Genomic DNA, 20,280 nt, shown 5'->3' with positions numbered 1-20,280 from the left:
AAAGTTGGGGATAACTCCCCTTCTCTTTTCGTAGAATTCGCGTAGCGACGCCAACTCTGCAATGCCGTGCAATTATTTTCATTTTTCCCTGAACCTTTCCACGCATTTGCCGATACCCGTTAAGGACACCAGTTACGTGCCCGTCACCATACTTGTTAGAACACCAGGAATGCACAGACTATCATCCCGGCAAGCACCCCTTGGGTGTAAAGAGATATCATCTTTCGTGACTGACTGATGACCAAGTGTCCCGCCTGGAAAAAACATTCAGCCCACTATGGGCTTGCCGAGAAGAATTCAGTTGCGATGGCTATGCCACAAACCGGCCTGCGCGTATCTGGTTCATCGAGATGTTGATAACTTCCTGAGGTGTTCTATGTTTGGTATGAAAAAATCGCGTTTTTCACTGCCCTCGTCCAAAAGTAACGGCATCACCCGGGACATCAATGCAATAAAACAGCATGTGGCATGGATTGAGTTTTCGCCTGATGGAGAGATTCTCAACGCCAATCAACAATTTCTCGATGTCACTGGTTACTCACTGAGTGAGATTCAGGGAAAACATCACCGGATTTTTTGCAAACCGGATTACTGCCGTTCAGCAAGCTACAGTGCCTTTTGGCAGACTCTCGCAACAGGCGAATCGGTAACGGGTATCTTTGAACGTTTCAGCAAACAGCATCAGCGCTTTTATCTCAGCGCCACCTATTTCCCTGTTACCGATGATAACGGCATTGTTTATAAAGTGATTAAGGTCGCCTCCGATATCACCGCCCGCCATCATGAGTTAGAGCAAAAAGAAGCAGTGATCACTGCGCTGGACCTATCCATGGCGGTGATCGAATTCACGCCTGACGGTCAGATTCTTACGGCTAATAGCAACTTTCTTACCCATATGGGCTTTAACTTGTCTGATATTGTGGGCCAGCATCATCGCATCTTTTGCTATGAAAGTTTTTATCGTGAAAACCCCGATTTCTGGAAAAAAATTGGCAAAGGTCAGCACTTTGTTGGGCGCTTTGAACGTAAAACGGCCAGCGGTGAGCGCATTTGGTTAGAAGCCAGTTACAATCCCGTCTATGACGCTGATGGCCATGTTTGTAAGGTGATTAAGATCGCATCTGATATCACAACCCGTGTCGAAGCCGCAAAACGGGTGGCCGATATCGCCGTTACCACCTCAGAAGAAACCTCGCAAATCACGCATAATGCCAATGAGGTGCTGGAAGAAACGGTGCGTAACTCCGGGCTGGTTGCTGTTCAGGTAAATGCCGCAACCGAGATTGGCGCAAAGCTCAATGCTTCGGCCAAAAGTATTACTGAAGTCGTTGATACAATTAACGTTATTGCCGCACAAACCAATATTCTGGCACTGAATGCCGCCATTGAGTCAGCGCGGGCTGGCGAAGCCGGACGCGGATTTAGTGTCGTCGCTGCGGAAGTCCGCCGACTGGCTGCATCGACCGCCAGCGCCACGCAAAAAATAACGTCCGTCGTAGAAGTGAATGCTGATTTGATCCAGCAGATGTATCAACAGTTGGATGCGGTAAAACAATTCGTGGTCACCGAACAGGATAAAATCAGCGACCTCTCGCGGAGCCTGAAGGAAATTAATCGCGGCGTGCACCAGTTTGTCAGCGTCATCCATCGGCTGGATGTGTAATACACCCTGTTCAGTCGACGGGTTTAGATGGCGGAGAAAGAGCAATGATGAGCGAATACGGCAACAAGCTTATCTGGCCAGCAGCCCTGTGCTGCTGGCTTTGCACCACGTCCGGACCCGGCTGACATCAATGAAGAAGTGCCCCATCTCCCATGTTAAAATAGTATATTAATCGCATCTCTTAAGTTTAATCAGACCATTTTTCGTATGATCTTGCACAAAATCTGGACCATCAACCCAAACATATTTTTTCTTACTTTTATCAAAGAAACCGTACCATCTGAACAATCCTGAACTGCCCTTAATGGTCATTTCAGCCACCGATTTCGTTGTGCTGAAACTATCCCACGCAAGGTTCATTCCACCTGTACCAAGATCAAGCGGCTTATCAAAATACACAGCAACCTGATTAGCGGAGATCTCTTTTGAATGGATTGAAATGATAATTTGATTGTCATTCACAATCAACGGACTGGGGATTTTACTTAGCTGAATTGAAAAACCCTCGTCATCACAGGTCGTTCCCCATGTGCCGAGATGAGACTGTGCATAAGACGTAAATGACAGAAAAAATAAACCAGCAATTAAAATTTTCATTAATACTCTTCAAAATATTTCAATAAAATGACGATGTTCTATGCGAAACAATAAATCCGGAGCAGTTAGCGCTCAACAAACAGTGACTGATTCTTTGCCAGATAGAAAGGCCTCAGATAAGCCACGGTGTTGGACAATGGCAGGATTTCCGCACTCAGGTTGATGCCAATTTCCTCACGCAGATAACGCCGTCTCGTCTCAATACGGTTCCATAATGCCGGATAGTGTTTGCTGATCTCTGCCTGAAGCGTGATATCCGCAAGCACCACGCACTCTTCCGCGCTAACGCCTGTGTAACCCGCGACCGAAGGGATGATATCAATCTGCATGATCATGCCGCTTTTCAGCGGTTCATCCGACCCCTGATAGACAGGGGAAGACATCCACTCTTCATCTGAAACGAGGTGACCCGGATTCAGGTGCCAGCCATAGCGTTCTTTCGGTAATACACGTTCCACCAACTGGTAAAGCTCGTCGCCGGTCATGCCACAGTGAATATTTTCCAGCCAGGCGACAACCGCAGCGAAATACGGTTTAGCCATACGCTGCAACCACTCTTCCTGCCCGGCAGGCAATTCACTCTCATCGGCAATGACAAAACCGGTTCTGCTGGACAATCCGCCTTTAAAGCCAGTGGTCAATGATAACGGGTCGCCCTTCTGCACTTTCTTATAGCTGGGGTAAATATTGGCTTTATCGAAGCGGCTACCGGTGGCGGCAATGGATACCACCGTGTTGTCCTGGCCTTCAGCGGCCAGCAGCGCGCCCAGATCAACTTCACGGACGCCAACCTCAATCGCATTGATGGCATCAAGAATACAGTTTGATGCGAGGTTAGCGCCGTATTCATAGTGAGCAATTTCGTTCGCATTACAGGTCGCACGCGCCCCCGACTTGCCGCTAATAAAAAGGTGAGCGGCATTCTCCAGCTCTGCACTGGCTTGTAGCGTGCGTCTGACCGCCTCAACAATAAAATACGGCAGATCAAAGAACGTTTTGCCGTTCCCGGCCGCCGGAGTGAACATCTTCCAGCCCACCAGCCCTACCTTACTTTTATTGTTAAGCCCGGCGTCGGTGAAGATACTTTCCAGCGGCGCTTCGTTATCCATTGGCTGATTTGGCAGAGAGAAGTACGGGCTGTGTGCCAGCGTGACCGGCACGCGTGAAAAGCGCGCAAGCTTCAGGTTTTCATTGCCCAGCACCAGCGTACATTTGCCACTGGTTTCCAGAATCAGCAGGCCTTCTTCAAAACGCGGAATAAATCCCGTCAGATAGGCGAAGTTAGCGCCATGCTCTTTGTCTGCGTAAATCACAAGAGCATCGAAGCCTTCGTTCTTCATCCCATCCAGGATTTTTGCTTTTCGCGCCAGAATCGTGTCATCTGTCAGGAGAACAGGCTCAACCTGGGTAAATTTCACCGGGGCGACGGTCGCTCCTAACGTAATTTTTTTGGAAACCATAATGTACTCCCTCAGGTTACGTATTAATGGTTAAGCAGCAGATGGATCACAGTGCGCAGCAGGATACCCAGCAAAACACCGGGAATAACGTAACGAAACAGCCTGACAAAGCGACTGGCAATACCCAGAAAAATACCGATGCCAGGCAGATCAAAGGTCTGAATCATTAAGCCAGCAGAGGCGTTAATCTGCTGAGGTGTTATCAGCCCTTTCTGTATCAACTCCGTCATCACGCCGTAATATGCGGTGCCCCCTGCCAGCATTTTGGTCAGTGCCGGCATAACAAAGATCTCCGGGATATTGAACATGCCGAGCAGCGGGGCAAGCAGTGCGGTCAGCCCTTCAATAGCCCCTGCCGCTTTCAGTATGCCCACCACCGTCAGCGACAGGAGAAGCATGGGAACGGATCCCAACGCCAGGCGAATTGCGTCTGAACCGGCACCGTTAATGACGGCGATCAGCCCCTGAGGCGCATTACCCTCCAGTCTCTCTTTTTCCGCCAGCGGCAGGGAATCCGTCGACAGCCTGCGCCCGCTAAGGTGATAGGTGAACGCCGCCGCAGCCAGCCCCCCGACGATTGAAATGATCACGGCTTCGCCCCAGTGCAGGCCAAAAGGGATAAGGGGATAAAACACGTTCCCCTGGCCCATGGCAAAAAGCATCGCCAGGGCTGCCGCGAGGTGACGGTCGGAAGTGCCGCGTTTCTCCATAATCGCCATCGCCGCCAGCGGTGCGGCGAAACTAACAAAGTTCAGCTGGATCAGCGCAAAAATAGCCAGTCCGGTGATGCCAAATGGCCTGAATATCGGCGTCATCACACGCACAATCGCGTCAAGCACGCCCTTCTGTTCCAGATATCTCATGATAATCAGCATGACTACCATCACCGGGATCAGGGTGTAAAGTGCAACATCAACAGAGGTTCGCCCTGCCGACATAATAATGCCAATGATATCCATTAACGGGTTCCACAAGGGGAGAAAGAGGCGTGATCCACCTACTCAACATTCGCAATTCGGGCATGATCAGAGCAGATATAAGCATGCTAAAATGATTGAACAGATTAATCTATTTTTGCAGATTGTTGAACAGGTTAGCCAGTGCGATATACGCTTCCACGCCCCCTAATCCATTGACTTTACGGCCTGAAATAAGAGAATCTTCTTATCACTCGCCCATCAGAAAGAACCGGAGCATACCATCACCCGTTCTCGCCGTATTCCCGCCGTCATCGCCCTTAAAAGGTCGGCCGCACTGGCTATCGCCGCGCTGTTGCTGTTCAGTTGTTCTTCCGAACCGCCGAAATCGCTGGTCACCCCGCTCCCTCCGGTGGCAAAACAGCCGCTGCCAACCCGGCCTGAGCTGGCGAAGGAACCGATGCGTGGCGTCTGGCTGGCGACCGTTTCGCGCCTGGACTGGCCGCCGATCGCTTCGGTCAATGTCAGCAGTGCGGCGCTGCGTATCAGCCTGCAGCAAAAAGCGCTGACCGATAAGCTGGATAAACTGAAAAGTCTCGGCATCAATACCGTATTCTTCCAGGTAAAACCCGATGGTACGGCGCTATGGTCGTCAAAAATCCTGCCGTGGTCAGATATGCTGACCGGGAACATTGGCGAGGATCCGGGCTACGATCCGTTGCAGTTTATGCTCGACGAAGCGCATAAACGCGGCATGAAGGTGCATGCCTGGTTAAACCCTTATCGCGTATCGGTGAATACCCAATCCTCTACCGTTACCGAACTGAACCGCACGCTGTCGCAGCAACCTGCCAGCGTCTATGTACTGCATCGCGACTGGATCCGCACCTCGGGGGATCGTTTTGTGCTTGACCCCGGCATCCCGGAAGTGCGCGACTGGATCACCAGCATCGTCGCTGAAGTGGTGGCGCACTATCCTGTCGATGGCGTGCAGTTCGATGATTATTTCTATACGGAATCGACGGGATCTGCCCTCAATGACAGCCAGACGTTCCGGCAATACGGTCAGGGATTTAGCAGTAAGGCAGACTGGCGGCGGCACAACACGCAGCAGCTGATCGAGCAGGTGTCGCGTACCATCAAACAGTTAAAACCGGATGTCGAATTCGGCGTCAGCCCGGCTGGCGTGTGGCGCAATCTGTCACACGATCCGGCAGGCTCCGATACACGTGGCGCGGCAGCCTATGATGAGTCCTTCGCCGATACCCGCCGCTGGGTGCAACAAGGCCTGCTGGACTATATTGCCCCGCAGGTGTACTGGCCTTTCGCACGCCAGGCGGCACGCTACGATGTGCTGGCAAAATGGTGGGCGGAGGTGGTGAAACCCACCAGCACGCGCCTGTATATCGGCATCGCGCTGTATAAAGTCGGGGAACCGTCGAAGAATGAGCCAGACTGGACGGTGCAAGGCGGCGTGCCGGAGCTGAAAAAACAGCTCGATTTGAATGAGTCACTGCCAAATATTGATGGCACGATCCTGTTCAGAGAAAACTACCTCAACCAGCCGCAGACCCAGGAAGCGGTGAATTACCTGAAAAGCCGCTGGGGTAACGCCGCAGCCAAAGCAGCCAAATAAGCTAACAGGATCAGCAGGGTAGCGCCCTGCCGATCCTGCTTTATCCCGATTGTCTCCCCGCAAAAGTTTCTACCAATCTCAGCCCGCTTTACACGCAAATCTGTTATTTGACGGCCGATAAATTCCGTAATCTGTTCAGTAAACCCCTTAATCTGGATAACGAACCGGGATAACACCCTTATGTGTTTTTTTAATCCTTGATAGCCGCCGTAATACCGTCACCTGAGGAATCATATTGATGAAAGTGCAGAAAATAGAACAGCCCGCCGCCATCGAATCGCTGGAGTCATGGGGAACCGTTGAAGGCCTGCCGGGCACCTCTGCCATCAAGCTCTCCGGCCTGCAAAAAGTGATTCCGGGGAAGGAAGATATTGATACCGGGATTTTTCAGTGTGGCGCGGGCAGCTATCGTCGCTCGGTTAAACAGGCTGAAATTATGCATTTCCTCGGTGGCTCCGGGTCATTTACACCCGACGGTGAAGAGACGTTAACCTTCAAAGCGGGTGATTCCTTCTTTTTCGAAGCCAACACCGAAGGCACCTGGGTGGTGGAAACCGAGATGCGTAAGCTGTATGTGATTTTTGATGCGGAAGTCTGAGTAATTCAGCCCTACCTGATCCCCTGTTTTGTCCTGCGGGGATCGGGTGTTAAACCCATAACCCCCCTTTTTACATCAATATCTTACGCAATCGATAATTGATAAAACTCTGGCCACGCACCGACACCTGCTGGGCTTCAACCAACTGGAAGCCGTGTCGGATAAAGAAGGGTTTCGCGGTAATGCTCGCCTCGGTATAGATAACTGGGATGTCCATCTTCACTACCGCCAGCTCCAGCCACTTTAGCAGCGCGGTTGCCACACCGCAGCGCTGATGCCGGGGATCGGTAAATAACATATCCAGATGTCCGTCATACTCCACGTTGCCAAACCCGGCGAGCTCCCCATTGCGGATCGCTAACCAGCACTGACTCTCTTTGAATCGTTTCTCCCAGGCCGTCCTGTCTACCTGCACCCAGGCGTCAATCTGTTCCGGGTTGTAATCCTGTGAGGCTATCTGACGCACCGCGCCCTGAAACAGCGTAATAGCAGCATCAAGATCGCTGGCCTGGAATGCTCTGATAGTGATGCTCATCGGTTCTCCATCTTGCCTGGGGTTATCACTTGTCCCTACATCTTAGTCTATGATTGTTATGGCCTGACAGCTATCCCGATCCCGATAACACCTTTTCCGACTAACGCTCAGAGTAGCGGAGCGCCGTTGTGTTGCCAGCGATCCCCGAGCGCTGGATAAAACGAGGACAGTGAATGGAAACCCGAGCATATTTAAAACATTGGGGCGCCGAGTATGTGGCCACCGATACCGTTCGTTTTCGCCTCTGGGCCACGGGCCAGAACAAGGTCAAACTCCGGCTTTCTGGCAAAGAAACGGACATGCAGCCCACGGGAAACGGCTGGTTTGAGCAGCTGGTCAGCGGCGTATTACCCGGTGCGGAGTATCAGTTTGTACTTGCCGATGGCATGACGGTGCCGGACCCCGCTTCCCGCGCGCAGCGTGATGATGTCGATGGCCCTTCGCTGGTGATCGACCCCACCGCTTACGTCTGGCAGAACACCCAGTGGTCAGGACGGCGCTGGGAAGAAACCGTGGTCTATGAGCTGCATATCGGCACCTTTACGCCGCAGGGCACATTCCAGGCGGCGGCAGAAAAACTCCCTTACCTGGCGGAGCTGGGCATCACGATGATCGAAGTGCTGCCGGTGGCGCAGTTTGGTGGCCGTCGTGGCTGGGGTTATGACGGCGTTCTGCTGTATGCGCCCCACGCCGCCTACGGCACACCGGATGATTTTAAAGCCTTTATCGATGCGGCGCACGGTTACGGCATCTCGGTGGTGCTGGATATTGTGCTGAATCATTTTGGTCCGCAGGGGAATTATCTGCCGCTGCTGTCCCCCGACTTCTTCCACCCGGAGCGGATGACACCCTGGGGAGCGGGTATCGCCCATGATGTCGAGGCCGTGCGTCAGTATATTGCAGAAGCACCGCTTTACTGGTTGCGGGAGTTTAACCTCGATGGCCTGCGTTTCGATGCCATCGACCAGATTGAAGACACCACCGACCCCCATATCCTGATTGAGATTGCCCAACGCATCCGCGCTGAACTGCCTGAGCGGCCGATCCATCTGACGACCGAAGACTGCCGTAACGTGATTTTCCTGCACCCGCGCGACGCTGACGGCAACGCCCCGCTGTTTAACGGTGAATGGAATGATGACTTCCATAATGCGATCCATGTGTTCGCCACCGGGGAAACCCATGCCTATTACCAGGACTTTGCCGACCACCCAGAAAAAGGCGTGGCGCGGGCGCTGACGGAGGGCTTTGTCTATCAGGGTGAGGTTGCCGTTCAGTCTGGCGAAGCGCGCGGCGTCGACAGTCGCGGTCAGCCCCCTGCGGCGTTTGTTGATTTTATCCAGAATCATGATCAGGTGGGCAACCGCGCGCAAGGCGACAGGCTGATCACCCTGACCGGGGCCGACCGTAACAAAGTGCTGCTGGCCACACTGCTGCTCTCACCGCATATCCCGCTGCTGCTGATGGGCGAAGAGTATGGCGAGACCAACCCGTTCCTGTTCTTTACTGATTTTCATGGCGATCTGGCGCGGGCCGTACGCGAAGGGCGAGCCAGAGAGTTCGAAGGCCACGCGGGGCATGAAGGGGAAGTCGTCCCCGATCCGAACGCGGAAACCACCTTCACCCGTTCTAAGCTCGACTGGCATAAGCCTGACAGCGCAGAGGGCAAAGCCTGGCTGGCGCTGACCCGACAGCTGCTGGCACTGCGTCAAAACGTTATCGTGCCGCTGCTGGGGACTGCGGGCGGTCATGCAGGCCAGGTGCTGAAGACCGCACCGGGGTTTGTGGCCGTCAGCTGGACCTTCCCCCGGGGCCAGTTATCCATTGCTCTGAACATCGGTGACTCAACGCAGCCACTGCCCGCGCTGCCCGGCAAAACGATTTTCGCCTGGCCGGCTGATACGCAGGATCTGCCACAGCACGCCATCGTGGTTCGTCTTCTGCCAGGAGAGGAAAAATGACCATTCCAACCGCCACATGGCGTATTCAGTTTCGTAACGGCATGACGTTTGATCGTGCTGCCAGCCTTGTGCCCTACCTGAAACAGCTGGGCATCAGCCATCTCTATGCTTCGCCGATTTTTACCGCGACCACCGGGTCGACTCACGGCTATGACGTCACGGATGCCAATGAGATCGACCCGTCGATTGGCGGCCGCGCGGGGTTTGACCGTCTGGTCAGCGCGCTGAAAAATGCCGGGCTGGGACTGATCCTCGACATCGTGCCGAACCATATGGCGGCCTCGCTGGAAAATGCCTGGTGGCGCGATGTGGTTGAACACGGTGAGGCAAGCCGCTACGCGCGACATTTTGATATCGACTGGTCCCGCCGTTTGACGCTGCCGTTCCTGGGCGATGCCTTTGAGACGGCGCTGGATAACAATGAGATCACGGTGCAAGCCGATCCCGACAGCGGTAAACCCGCGCTGGCGTATTACGACACCTTCTACCCGCTGAAACCGGAAACCTGGCAGGAATGTGAAGCCGATGTGCTGGCACTCACCGATCGGTCGGAGATGGCGGCACTCCACCAGCGTCAGCCTTGGCGGTTGATGTGCTGGCGTGATGCGGCCAATGAACTCTCCTACCGCCGTTTTTTTGAAATCACCGGACTGGTGGGAATGCGGGTTGAGGATCGCGGCGTATTTGATGATACCCACCGTCTGATCCTCGAACTGGTGCATTCCGGTGCCGTTGACGGGCTGCGGGTTGATCATGTTGACGGGCTGGCCAACCCACAGGCGTATCTGACGCGCCTGCGTCAGCAGGCAGGTTCGGACTGCTATATCACGGTAGAGAAAATCCTTGGTAAAGATGAACAGCTGCCGAGCGACTGGCCAGTTTCCGGCACCACCGGCTATGAGTTTATGGCAGCGCTCTCCGATGCGCTGGTCGATGGCAGTCAAATCAGCGCCCTGCGCAAAATCTACAATGATGTGCTGGATAAGCCAGTGAATATGGCCGCCGAACTGCGAGAAGCCAAGCGGCTGATGGTGGATAAGAACTTTGCCGGTGAGTTCAGCACACTGCTGAGCCTCGCCGGTGATATTGCCGCAGAGGAAAGTGCACTGTTGCCGGAAAGTAACCTGCGCCAGGCGCTGCGTGAACTGCTGATTGCCTTCCCGGTGTACCGCACCTATGGCACGGAAAACGGATTGCCTGCGGCCGATAGCGAATTATTGCAACAGGTGGCAAACCACGTCAAAAACCGTACCGATGCCCCTGACCCGGCGGCCCTTAACCTGATCCTGCGTATTCTCACCGGCGATATCCCGGCACACACGCGTCAGCAGGCCACCACGTTCCGCATCCGTTTCCAGCAACTGACTGGCCCGCTGATGGCGAAATCGGTCGAAGATACCCTGTTCTTCCGCCAGCACATGTCGCTGGCGCTGAATGAGGTTGGCGCGGAACCGCTGCCGCGTGCCTTCTCGCTTGACCGCTTTCACGCAGAGATGAAAGTGCGCCTTGAGCGACAGCCGGATGCCCTTTCCGGCACCACCACGCATGATACCAAACGCGGCGAAGATGCCCGGGCGCGGCTTTATACACTCTCCGAGGCCCCGGCGCACTGGGCTGCGTGCGTGGCGCGCTGGTGCGAGATGAACCGCAGCTGCGTGGTGACGCTTGACGATGGCCGGGCGCCAAAACCCTCTGTCGAGTGGATGCTCTACCAGGCGCTGGCCGGTGTCTGGCCTGCGACGCTTCAGCCCCGGGATCACGCCGGGCTGGCGGCGCTGGAAGAGCGTTTTCTCGCCTATGTGCAAAAAGCACTGCGCGAAGCGAAGCAGCGTACCAACTGGACTGCCGTAAACGATGACTACGAGAATGCGGTGCTCGACTATGCGCGTCACCTGCTCTCGCCGGCTAATACCGACTTTTTGCATGATTTCACCGCTTCGCTGCAACCGTTTATCCAGGCCGGGCTGGTGAACAGTCTTACCCAGACGGTGGTGAAACTGACTGCGCCAGGCGTTCCGGATATTTACCAGGGCAGTGAAACGCTCGATTTCAGTCTGATCGATCCGGATAACCGCCGGGAGCCGGACTTTCCCGCACTGCAACAGATGCTGACGGCACACAAAACGCCGCTGGATAGCGATCCGGCGCACTGGCTGAGCGGCCAGCTCAACCAGCATGTGATCGCCAGCCTGCTACAGCTGCGTCAGGCCCGTCCGGCACTGTTTCGTCATGGCGATTATCTGCCGCTGAGTGCACAAGGCCCGGGCGAAGACCATCTGATCCTCTTCGCCCGGCTGGACAGTACCCATGCGCTGATGGTGATTGCCCCGCGTCTGGCGCTGAAGCTGCCGGATAACGCCGGAGAATCTGATCAGACGGCGCCTTCTGCCTCGACCACCATCGCGCTGACGGCACCGCTTTCCCACCGTCGCTACCGTAATATCCTCAGCGGAGAAGTGATGTTTGTGACCGATCAGATCACGCTGGCTGTCACAGACACGGGTTTGCCGCTGATACTCAGCAGTGAATAGCATCCAGAAAAGTGAATAACAGACGCTACCGCTTACCATTTGCCAAGGGATGAAAAGAACGCTATGTCGAACGCAACACCTTATGTCATCGAAGCCGGGTTAAGCCACCAGCTGGGGGCCAATTTTGATGGTGAAGGGGTGAATTTCGCCCTCTTCTCCGCGCACGCTGAGCGCGTTGAGCTGTGCCTGTATGACCCCAGCGGACAGCAGGAGATCGCCAGACTGGAACTGCCGGAATACACCCATGAAGTGTGGCATGGCTATGTGCGGGGGCTCCAACCGGGTGCACTCTACGGCTACCGCGTTTATGGTCCCTATGAACCGGAAAACGGACATCGTTTTAATCCGCATAAGCTGCTGATCGACCCGTATGCCCGTGAACTGTCAGGGGATATTGAGTGGAATGAGGCGCACTTTGCTTACGATTTGTATGATGATGAGAAGGACCTGACCTTTGATACCCGGGACAGCGGCCCGTATACCCCCAAATGCCGGGTTATCGATCCGGATGAATTCCTCTGGCATGATGAAAATCGCCCGGTGGTCCCCTGGTCAACCACCGTGATCTACGAAGCGCATGTCAAAGGCTTTACCCAGTTGAACAGTGCGGTACCTGAAGCGCTGCGCGGCACCTATGAAGGCATGGGCCATCCGGCCGTTGTGGACTACATCAAAAGCCTTGGCGTGACGTCAGTTGAATTGCTGCCAGTCCACTGGTTCCCGGACGATCAGCACCTGCTGGACAAAGGGCTGAAGAACTTCTGGGGCTATAATTCGCTCGCGTTCTTCTCTCCGGCTTCGCGCTACTTTGGCCCTAACGGCATTCAGGGTTTCCGCGATATGGTGCGCGCCTTCCACGATGCCGGGATCGAGGTGATCCTCGACGTGGTGTATAACCACACGGCAGAAGGTAACGAACTCGGCCCGACGCTGTCCTTTAAAGGCATTGATAACTTCTCTTACTACCGCACCTTACCGGAACAGCACCGTTATTACATCAACGACACCGGCACCGGCAATACGGTCAACACCTCACATCCCCGGGTATTACAGATGGTAATGGATTCCCTGCGTTACTGGGCGGAATCGATGCATATCGATGGTTTTCGCTTCGATCTGGGCACTATTTTGGGCCGTGAACCGGGTGGCTTCGATCCCCGCGGCGGTTTCTTCGATGCCATTATGCAGGACCCGGTATTGTCCCGTCTGAAGCTGATTGGCGAGCCCTGGGATATTGGCCCGGGCGGCTATCAGGTTGGCGCTTTTCCACCCGGCTGGGCGGAATGGAACGATAAATACCGGGACACGGTGCGGGAATACTGGAAGGGAGACAATGTCTCAACCGAGTTCGCGGCTCGTCTGCTGGGCTCAGGCGACCTCTACGATCAGCGCGGGCGTCGTCCCTGGGAGAGCGTTAACTTCATCACCGCCCACGACGGTTTTACGCTGAATGACCTGGTGTCGTACAACAACAAACATAACGACGCCAACGGCGAGGACAACAACGATGGTCATAATGACAATCGCTCCTGGCATTACGGTGTCGAAGGACCAACGGAAGATGAAGGGATCAACGCGATACGTGAACGTCAGAAGCGTAACTTTCTCGCCACCCTGCTGTTCTCCCACGGGACACCGATGCTGCTGGCGGGTGATGAATTTGGTCGCAGTCAGCGCGGCAACAATAACGGCTACTGCCAGGACAACGACATCTCCTGGATTAACTGGGACGATGTACCGGAAAGCGGCGAAATGCTGCGTGAATTTACCCGCCAGCTGATCGCCCTGCGCACCGCTCAGCCTTTACTGCGGCGTGAAAGCTGGCGCGATAATATGGATATCAAGTGGTTTAATGCAGGCGGTGGTTTTCAGCAGCCGGAACAGTGGGATGAAGGTTCAACGCTCGGCGTCTATATTGGCCGGGCAGACCTGACGGAGGAGGAGGGCATCTGGCATGACGTGCTGATGTTGTTTAACCCATTTGAGGGCAATGTGCCCTTCCTGATCCCGCAGTTTGGCGAAGGTGGCTGGGTACTGGAACTCTGCACATCGGACAGAGCCACACCCGGCCAGGTGATTACCAAAGAGAAAAATGTCGAGCTGGAAGGTCGCAGCATTGCCCTGTATCGCAGGCCTTAATCGTACGCTTTCTTATCGGGTTAGCGCAGGTCAGCTTAACGGCTGACCTGATGCCCAATTACACCACCGATGGCTGCACCGCCCAGGGTTCCCCAGGTGCTGCCTCCGGTCAGGACCGCACCACCCACCGCCCCCACACCCGCACCAATAGCGGTGTTTCTGCCGCGATGAGACATGCCACAGGCCGTTACTGAAAGAGTCACCAGCAAAACAATGGCGATAGTACCGCTGCGTTTTAACAACATAAAAACCTCATTACCATTACGCATAATGGAAGGCAAAAAGTTAACGTTTTATTGTTCTTTTCCATCCCCTGGAAGAACCGCTGCTCCAATGCTGCGAATATAGGCCTTGTTGTTGACCTCGGGCAGGTAAAAATTCTTATAAAATGGCACTATTTTTTGCCGCCCCTGACACCCCGCCAGCCACTGCTACAAGCGACCTGTACGCGATTTAACCTCTGGATTCGTGATGATGCATAAGCCCCCCTTCAGCGTTTTCGCCGTGGTTTAGCTCTCACATCCACTGCCCTGTAGCCCGAAATGAAACCCTGTGAAACAGCTCACGCTCTGATATGAAACCGGTTGCAGAAATCGGTTTCACTGATAGCATCAAATCAGTTTCACCCTCTGTTACATAACCAGCTACCCATAATAAAAAGGTCTGACAATATGGCAGTTATCAGGGATTACAATAAGTTAGCAACTGATATTCTTCACGAGGTTGGCGGTGAAAATAATATCAATACCTTCTCGCGCTGTGCGACACGTTTGCGTCTGGTACTAAATGAAACGCCGGACGGCGCTAAGGCGAAAGTCCAGAGCCTGCCGGGCGTCATCGCCGTGGTTGAGAGCGGTGGACAGTTTCAGGTGGTGATCGGCACCCACGTGGCCGATGTGTTCAATGCCCTCTCGTCACTGATTGGCGAGCAGCACGCCGGCGGCACCGCTAAACAGAAAACGCGTGTGCTGGATGCCGTCATCGGTACCATGTCGGCGGTGTTCGCGCCCATCGTTTATATTCTTGCTGCCGCCGGTATTCTTCAGGGGATCTTAATTGTCGTCGGCCTGATTGATGCGGATATTAAAACCTCCGGCACCTTTGCCATCTTCAACTTTATGTCGTGGACACCGTTTGCCTTCCTGCCGGTGTTTATCGCGATTACCGCGGCCAGACACTTCAAATGTAATCCGTTTATCGCCGTGCTCTGCTGTTGCGCCCTGATTAACCCGGAATGGACATCCATGGCAGGCCGGATTGCCGGGGGCGAAACCATCAGTTTCCTGTTTATCCCGCTGGCCAAAACCGTGTATACCTCATCGGTATTACCGCCGCTGTTCCTTGTCTGGGCGCTCTCCTGGCTTGAAAAACGCGTTGAGAAAATCCTGCCGGAGGTGATCAGCGCCCTGTTCACACCGCTGATCTGCTTCGTGGTGATTGTGCCCCTGACGCTGATTGTGATTGGCCCGATCACCACCTGGGCGGCGATGGGCATTGCCAGTGGTTATAACGCCCTGTTTGCTTTTGCCCCTGCCGTTGCGGCTGCCGTTATTGGCGGTGTCTGGCAGATTATTGTGATCTTCGGCGTTCACTGGGGCATTACGCCGGTGATAATGGCGAACTTCGATACACAGGGTTATGACTCCTTCCAGGCCTACCAGACGATTGCGGTGATCGGTCAGATGGCCGCCGTGTTCGGTGTGTTCCTGAAAACGCGTAACCGGGCGCTGAAAGCGACCTCCTTATCAGCCGGTGTCACTGCGATTTTCGGTATCACCGAACCGGCTATCTACGGTGTGACGCTGCGTTTCAAAAAACCGTTTATCTGCGGCTGTATTGGTGGCGCCATTGGTGCCGTCGTGGCCAGTATGTTTGGCTCACTCTACTACGCGTATGCCGCCTTGCCGGGTCTGTTTACCCTCGTCAATGCCATCAGCCCCGATGCCCCGATGTCGTTTATTGGTGAACTGGCGGGCAGCGCCACGGCCATTATCCTGACGATTGTCATGGTTCAGTTTGTCGGCTTTGAAGATCCGATTGATGAAGAAATCCTGAGTGAAAAAAGTCAGCAGGCTCCTGCTGCGACTGCAACTACCGCTACTGCGGCTCCGGCACAGAGCCTGGCGCTGTTCAGCCCGCTGTCGGGTACGGCCATCGCGCTGGAAAGTGTTAACGATGAAACGTTTGCCGGAAAAATGCTGGGTGACGGCATTGCCATCAGCCCGAGTGAAGGCCAGGTGGTGGCACCATGTGATGCCGTGGTGGCCACGTTGATTGATTCTCATCATGCTATCGGGCTTCTCTGTGATAACGGTGCCGAGCTACTGATCCACGTGGGCCTGAACACCGTTAACCTGCAGGGCAAGCACTTCCACCCGCTGGTGAAAGAAGGTGACAGGGTCACGGCCGGGACGCCGCTGCTGACATTTGATAAGGCCGAAATCGAAGCGGCGGGTTACGACCTCACTACCCCGGTGCTGGTGGTTAACAGCGACGACTATCAGCTGGATAAACATCAGTCCCAGGGCGTTATTAAGCCACTGACACCGTTGATGACCCTCTCCTGATGACATAAAAACCCCGGCGTGCCGCGCAATGGCACGCCGGGGTTTCAACCTCTTCTTCCACCGCTGATTGCCAACACCCCGGGTATTCTGCTAAGGCTGATTACTTTTAGTACCGGGTAGTAATGTTTTTATGTCTGCGATATCTCCAGTCTTTAGTCGCTGGCTATTTAGTGTAAGGTCCGGGGCCAGTTTGACCACGCCGGATCGGCAAAACACGCATCCCTGCGGGCCTCGGCACGCGACGTCCTGTCGCGTGACGTCCGGCTTACCTCAAACTGGCCCCATCCCCTCAGAAAATGTACTTGCGGTGGGTTCTTATATCCCGAGATATTGAGACAGGATGTTTACAATTTTCATTCGTCCTCCCATGCGTTATCCAGATAAAGAAACGACTTTCTCTTCCCAAAATTATTTTTATCTTGAAAAGTGACGCCACCAAGACCACTGGAGTGCAACCCCCAGGTCCCATAGGACCCATCTTTGAAAGTCACAGTACCTGATGCTACACAAGGAGAATAATGTTCATGAAGCCACTCGCCGATATAATCAGCTTCTTCAGCCTTAGCAAAGTAATTAATTAACTGCTCTTTAGTGGGGTTGAAAAGTTTACACCACTTAGCATACCCATCTTTATCTTCAGCAAGTCCATCATAATGGCCGCTCTCAATAACCTCTACATGCTCCACCTGCCTCGCATGAACAGCCAATGAAGAAGATAATAAAATAAAGATCAATGTTATTTTTATTCCCATTTTGCTGTACTCGCTTCGGTTGTGTTTTTTCTTCCAATATCGGGGTGTCGGTGAACCTCAGTCATGGGCACTTGAAATTGACGAGTCAACTCTGACACCAGCCATTTAAGTGATTGGTTTTGCTCATCGGTAACCGCCTCAAAAACCTCCTTATTATCAGGGCCAATAGCAAGGCCAACCATTTCAATGCCAATGCTGTCAGTATTGTTTGGGAATCGCGCAGGGAAACTTTTCTCTCTTTCTATATTGGATATTTCCTGCGAAATTCCATCTTTCCAATAAGCTTTAGTATGCAATGCGAGCAGACGTGTTTCTGTTGGTTGGCATACTTTCTGTAGAACACATTTGGACTGCACCAGACCAACATGCCAGGTCATTTTGAATAATGAAGCCGTTTGATAAACCTTGCCATCCTTGTCGATCAAAAAATGCGCTCCGTTAGCCGATTTGTTGCCATAACTGTTAAAGGTACTTTGCGCTGTCGGACTGGCAGTTTGATGCACCACAATACCATTAACGCTATCGAGGCTTCCCCGCTCAATCGTTTTAAATATTTTCCGCTCAATGCGATCATCATAAATATAACCATCTTCATCTATATACATTTTACACTCCTTTATAAATGCACTAAATAATCGCGCTAGCTTTAATGTCATAACCCATCGCTACCACACCCAGTTTATTTCCTTCTGCACTCTGTGGATCGGCAAAATCCGCCTCCCTGCGGGCCTCGACTTCCGGCATTCATGCCGCGTGACGTCCGGTTTACCTCAAGCTGGGCCGCTCCGCGCATAACTTGTGCTTGCGGAGGGTTCTTAAATAGCGAGGCATCGAGACAGGATACTTACGATTTTCATTCTTCTTCCCATGAATTGTCGATGTAGTAGAAATACTTTCTTTTCCCCTCGGTGAAATCAACCCACCTAAGCCCGCTGGAATGTATTATCCACTCACCAGAAGAACTATCTTTAAACGTGATCGTACCGGATGCCACACAAGGTGAATAATATTCGTTCATCCACTCACCACTAGCATCTGATTCTTCGGCTTTAGTGAAGTAATGGATAAGCTGCTCCTTGGTTGGGTTAAATGTCTTACATCCTTCCTTTTCGTACTCATATCTGCCTCGCTATCGTAAGCACCTGTCTTAACGATGTTAATCTGGCTTACTTCTCTTGCCTGAGTAAATACAGGAACAAGTAATAAAAATAAAAAAATGACTTTTATTATTCCCATTTGGCTGTGCTCATATCCAGTAGCATTAGTCTTCCCATGCATTATCAAGATAAAGAAACGATTTTTCTTTTCCGTAATTTTCTTTATCTTTAAAAGTAACGCCACCAAGACCACTGGAGTGCAACCCCCATGTCCCATATGATCCATCTTTGAAAGTTACGGTGCCAGATGCTATGCAAGGGGTGTAATACTCATGAAGCCATTCACCGCTATAATCGGCCTCTTCAGCCTTAGAAAAGTAATTAATGAGTTGTTCTGTCGTGGGATTGAAAAGCTGACACCACTTAGCATACCCATCTTTATCTTCAGCAAGTCCATCATAATGACCACTCTCAATCACCTCAATATGTTCTACTTGCCTGGCCTGAATAACCAGCGAAGAAGATAATAAAACAAAAATCAATGTTATTTTTATTCCCATTTTGCTGTGCTCGCTTCGGTTGTGTTTTTCCTTCCAATATCAGGATGTCGGTGAACCTCAGTCATGGGCACTTGAAATTGACGAGTCAGCTCTGACACCAGCCATTTAAGGGATCGATTTTGTTCATCAGTGACAGATTCGAAAACTTTTTTATTCTCAGGCCCAACAGCCATTCCAACGATTTCAATGCCTATACTGTCAGTATTATTTGGGAACCGGTCAGGGAAGTTCTTCCCTCTCTCTATATTGGATATTTCTTGAGAAATCTCTCTTTCCCAAAATCTTTGGGTATGTAATGCCAATAAGCGCACTTCAGTCGGTTGGCATACTTTTTGTAAAAAACATTTTGACTGCACCAGACCAACATGCCAGGTCATTTTGAATAACGAAGCCGTTTGATAAACCTTGCCATCCTTGTCGATCAAAAAATGTGCACCGTTGGCCGATTTGTTGCCATAACTGTTAAAGGTGCTTTGAGCTGTCGGACTGGCAGTTTGATGCACCACAATACCATTAACGCTATCGAGGCTTCCCCGCTCAATCGTTTTAAATATTTTCCGCTCAATGCGATCATCATAAATATAACCATCTTCATCGATATACATTTTATACTCCTTTATAAATGTACTAAATAATCGCGTTAGCTTTAATGTCATAACCCATCGCTACCACACCCAGTTTATTTCCTTCTGCACTCTGTGGTACGTATTCGAATTTCACTCTTGAAAAACTGAGACCTACTTTCTCTATTGGTATTGGCATGTGGACCATGCCAATCGGCTCGATACAAGTAATAATCAGTTCTTGCAATGTTATTTTTAAGAAGTCTAATGGAGAACCACCGGCTTTTCTGACGGTCAGAATAGCCTCCGGGATATGTTTTCCCGCCAGGCAATATTGAATGAGAGTGGTCGAGGATTTATCAATGTAATGTTTGAAATATAAATCGTGTACGGTTGATTTACCTGCACCTCCGCCACTTCCCGAGTGCATATTCGCGGGCTGGGCGACTGACCAGTTCCATCTTAAAACCTCGATTTCCCCTTTATGAGAATAATCAAGTGATTCGCCCTCAATACCATTGATTTTGATAAACATATCCTGAGCCATACATCCTCCTTGTGGTGGGCATCCGGTTATAACGTGAATCTTTCCTCTGTTTGGGTGCTGCGCGCATAACCTGACAGGCCCCATAACGAAATGGGGACCCTATCAGTTATCTGTGGCAACGTCAGTCATGGTTTTGCCTGGAATATCAGAAGTTCTG

17 protein-coding genes are annotated in these 20,280 nt (G+C 52.4%); 7 read left to right on the top strand and 10 right to left on the bottom strand.

Features of this window, described 5'->3' with window-relative positions; genetic code table 11:
- Window positions 1-376: 376 nt before the first annotated feature.
- Window positions 377-1,663, top strand: a complete 1,287-nt coding sequence (locus HHI26_RS02175; protein ID WP_171148516.1) for a PAS domain-containing methyl-accepting chemotaxis protein — start codon at window positions 377-379, stop codon at window positions 1,661-1,663.
- A 168-nt stretch (window positions 1,664-1,831) separates the two neighbouring features.
- Here HHI26_RS02175 and HHI26_RS02170 read toward each other — a convergent pair whose 3' ends face one another.
- The 3 genes from HHI26_RS02170 to HHI26_RS02160 form a co-directional block, all read right to left on the bottom strand.
- Window positions 1,832-2,260, bottom strand: coding sequence for a hypothetical protein (locus HHI26_RS02170; RefSeq protein ID WP_171148515.1), 429 nt, complete (start codon window positions 2,258-2,260; stop codon window positions 1,832-1,834).
- A 65-nt stretch (window positions 2,261-2,325) separates the two neighbouring features.
- Window positions 2,326-3,720 (bottom strand): aminopeptidase P family protein, encoded by a 1,395-nt coding sequence (locus tag HHI26_RS02165; protein WP_171148514.1) that lies wholly within the window; start codon window positions 3,718-3,720, stop codon window positions 2,326-2,328.
- A 23-nt stretch (window positions 3,721-3,743) separates the two neighbouring features.
- Complete coding sequence (locus HHI26_RS02160; RefSeq protein ID WP_171148513.1) at window positions 3,744-4,679, bottom strand: nucleoside recognition domain-containing protein; 936 nt, start codon at window positions 4,677-4,679, stop codon at window positions 3,744-3,746.
- 259 nt (window positions 4,680-4,938) lie between these two features.
- On the opposite strand from HHI26_RS02160, the gene HHI26_RS02155 reads away from it, so the two are divergent.
- Window positions 4,939-6,273: a glycoside hydrolase family 10 protein gene (locus HHI26_RS02155; RefSeq protein ID WP_346775675.1), complete on the top strand. Its 1,335-nt coding sequence runs from the start codon at window positions 4,939-4,941 to the stop codon at window positions 6,271-6,273.
- 238 nt (window positions 6,274-6,511) lie between these two features.
- Window positions 6,512-6,871 carry a cupin domain-containing protein gene (locus tag HHI26_RS02150; RefSeq protein ID WP_133846566.1) on the top strand — a complete coding sequence of 120 codons (360 nt, stop codon included), beginning with the start codon at window positions 6,512-6,514 and terminating at the stop codon, window positions 6,869-6,871.
- Window positions 6,872-6,941: 70 nt separating this feature from the next.
- Here HHI26_RS02150 and HHI26_RS02145 read toward each other — a convergent pair whose 3' ends face one another.
- Window positions 6,942-7,406 (bottom strand): GNAT family N-acetyltransferase, encoded by a 465-nt coding sequence (locus HHI26_RS02145; protein WP_133846567.1) that lies wholly within the window; start codon window positions 7,404-7,406, stop codon window positions 6,942-6,944.
- A gap of 173 nt (window positions 7,407-7,579) precedes the next feature.
- On the opposite strand from HHI26_RS02145, the gene treZ reads away from it, so the two are divergent.
- From treZ to glgX, 3 genes are all read left to right on the top strand, one after another.
- The gene (treZ, locus tag HHI26_RS02140; RefSeq protein WP_171148512.1) at window positions 7,580-9,367 is read left to right on the top strand and encodes a malto-oligosyltrehalose trehalohydrolase; all 1,788 of its coding nucleotides are present in this window, start codon (window positions 7,580-7,582) and stop codon (window positions 9,365-9,367) included.
- Window positions 9,364-11,898 carry a malto-oligosyltrehalose synthase gene (gene treY, locus HHI26_RS02135; protein ID WP_171148511.1) on the top strand — a complete coding sequence of 845 codons (2,535 nt, stop codon included), beginning with the start codon at window positions 9,364-9,366 and terminating at the stop codon, window positions 11,896-11,898. The genes treZ and treY overlap by 4 nt, the downstream gene beginning before the upstream one ends.
- 63 nt (window positions 11,899-11,961) lie before the next feature.
- Entirely contained in the window at window positions 11,962-14,037 is a 2,076-nt protein-coding gene (glgX, locus tag HHI26_RS02130) for a glycogen debranching protein GlgX (protein WP_171148510.1), read from the top strand.
- Between the two features lie 35 nt (window positions 14,038-14,072).
- Here glgX and HHI26_RS02125 read toward each other — a convergent pair whose 3' ends face one another.
- Complete coding sequence (locus tag HHI26_RS02125; protein ID WP_133846571.1) at window positions 14,073-14,282, bottom strand: glycine zipper 2TM domain-containing protein; 210 nt, start codon at window positions 14,280-14,282, stop codon at window positions 14,073-14,075.
- Window positions 14,283-14,708: 426 nt separating this feature from the next.
- Between HHI26_RS02125 and HHI26_RS02120 the strand changes: the two genes are divergently transcribed.
- Window positions 14,709-16,604: a beta-glucoside-specific PTS transporter subunit IIABC gene (locus tag HHI26_RS02120; protein WP_171148509.1), complete on the top strand. Its 1,896-nt coding sequence runs from the start codon at window positions 14,709-14,711 to the stop codon at window positions 16,602-16,604.
- 353 nt (window positions 16,605-16,957) lie between these two features.
- Here the strand turns inward: HHI26_RS02120 and HHI26_RS02115 are convergent, their stop codons facing one another.
- From HHI26_RS02115 to HHI26_RS02095, 5 genes are all read right to left on the bottom strand, one after another.
- Window positions 16,958-17,356 (bottom strand): hypothetical protein, encoded by a 399-nt coding sequence (locus HHI26_RS02115; protein ID WP_133846573.1) that lies wholly within the window; start codon window positions 17,354-17,356, stop codon window positions 16,958-16,960.
- A complete protein-coding gene (locus HHI26_RS02110) occupies window positions 17,347-17,961 on the bottom strand; it encodes a peptidoglycan recognition family protein (RefSeq protein WP_133846574.1) in 615 nt (204 codons plus the stop codon). The genes HHI26_RS02115 and HHI26_RS02110 overlap by 10 nt, the downstream gene beginning before the upstream one ends.
- 656 nt (window positions 17,962-18,617) lie before the next feature.
- Window positions 18,618-19,013, bottom strand: a complete 396-nt coding sequence (locus HHI26_RS02105; RefSeq protein WP_133846576.1) for a hypothetical protein — start codon at window positions 19,011-19,013, stop codon at window positions 18,618-18,620.
- Window positions 19,004-19,618 (bottom strand): peptidoglycan recognition family protein, encoded by a 615-nt coding sequence (locus HHI26_RS02100; protein ID WP_133846577.1) that lies wholly within the window; start codon window positions 19,616-19,618, stop codon window positions 19,004-19,006. Before HHI26_RS02100 ends, HHI26_RS02105 begins: the two co-directional genes overlap by 10 nt.
- Before the next feature lie 22 nt (window positions 19,619-19,640).
- A complete protein-coding gene (locus HHI26_RS02095) occupies window positions 19,641-20,123 on the bottom strand; it encodes a type VI secretion system tube protein Hcp (protein WP_133846578.1) in 483 nt (160 codons plus the stop codon).
- Window positions 20,124-20,280: the final 157 nt, after the last annotated feature.

Source organism: Erwinia sp. JH02 (genome assembly GCF_013074405.1).
In the GTDB taxonomy this organism is placed as follows: Bacteria; Pseudomonadota; Gammaproteobacteria; order Enterobacterales; family Enterobacteriaceae; genus Erwinia; species Erwinia rhapontici.
The sequence above is the reverse complement of the archived record's forward strand: the minus strand, read 5'-3'. Positions and strand labels throughout refer to the sequence as shown.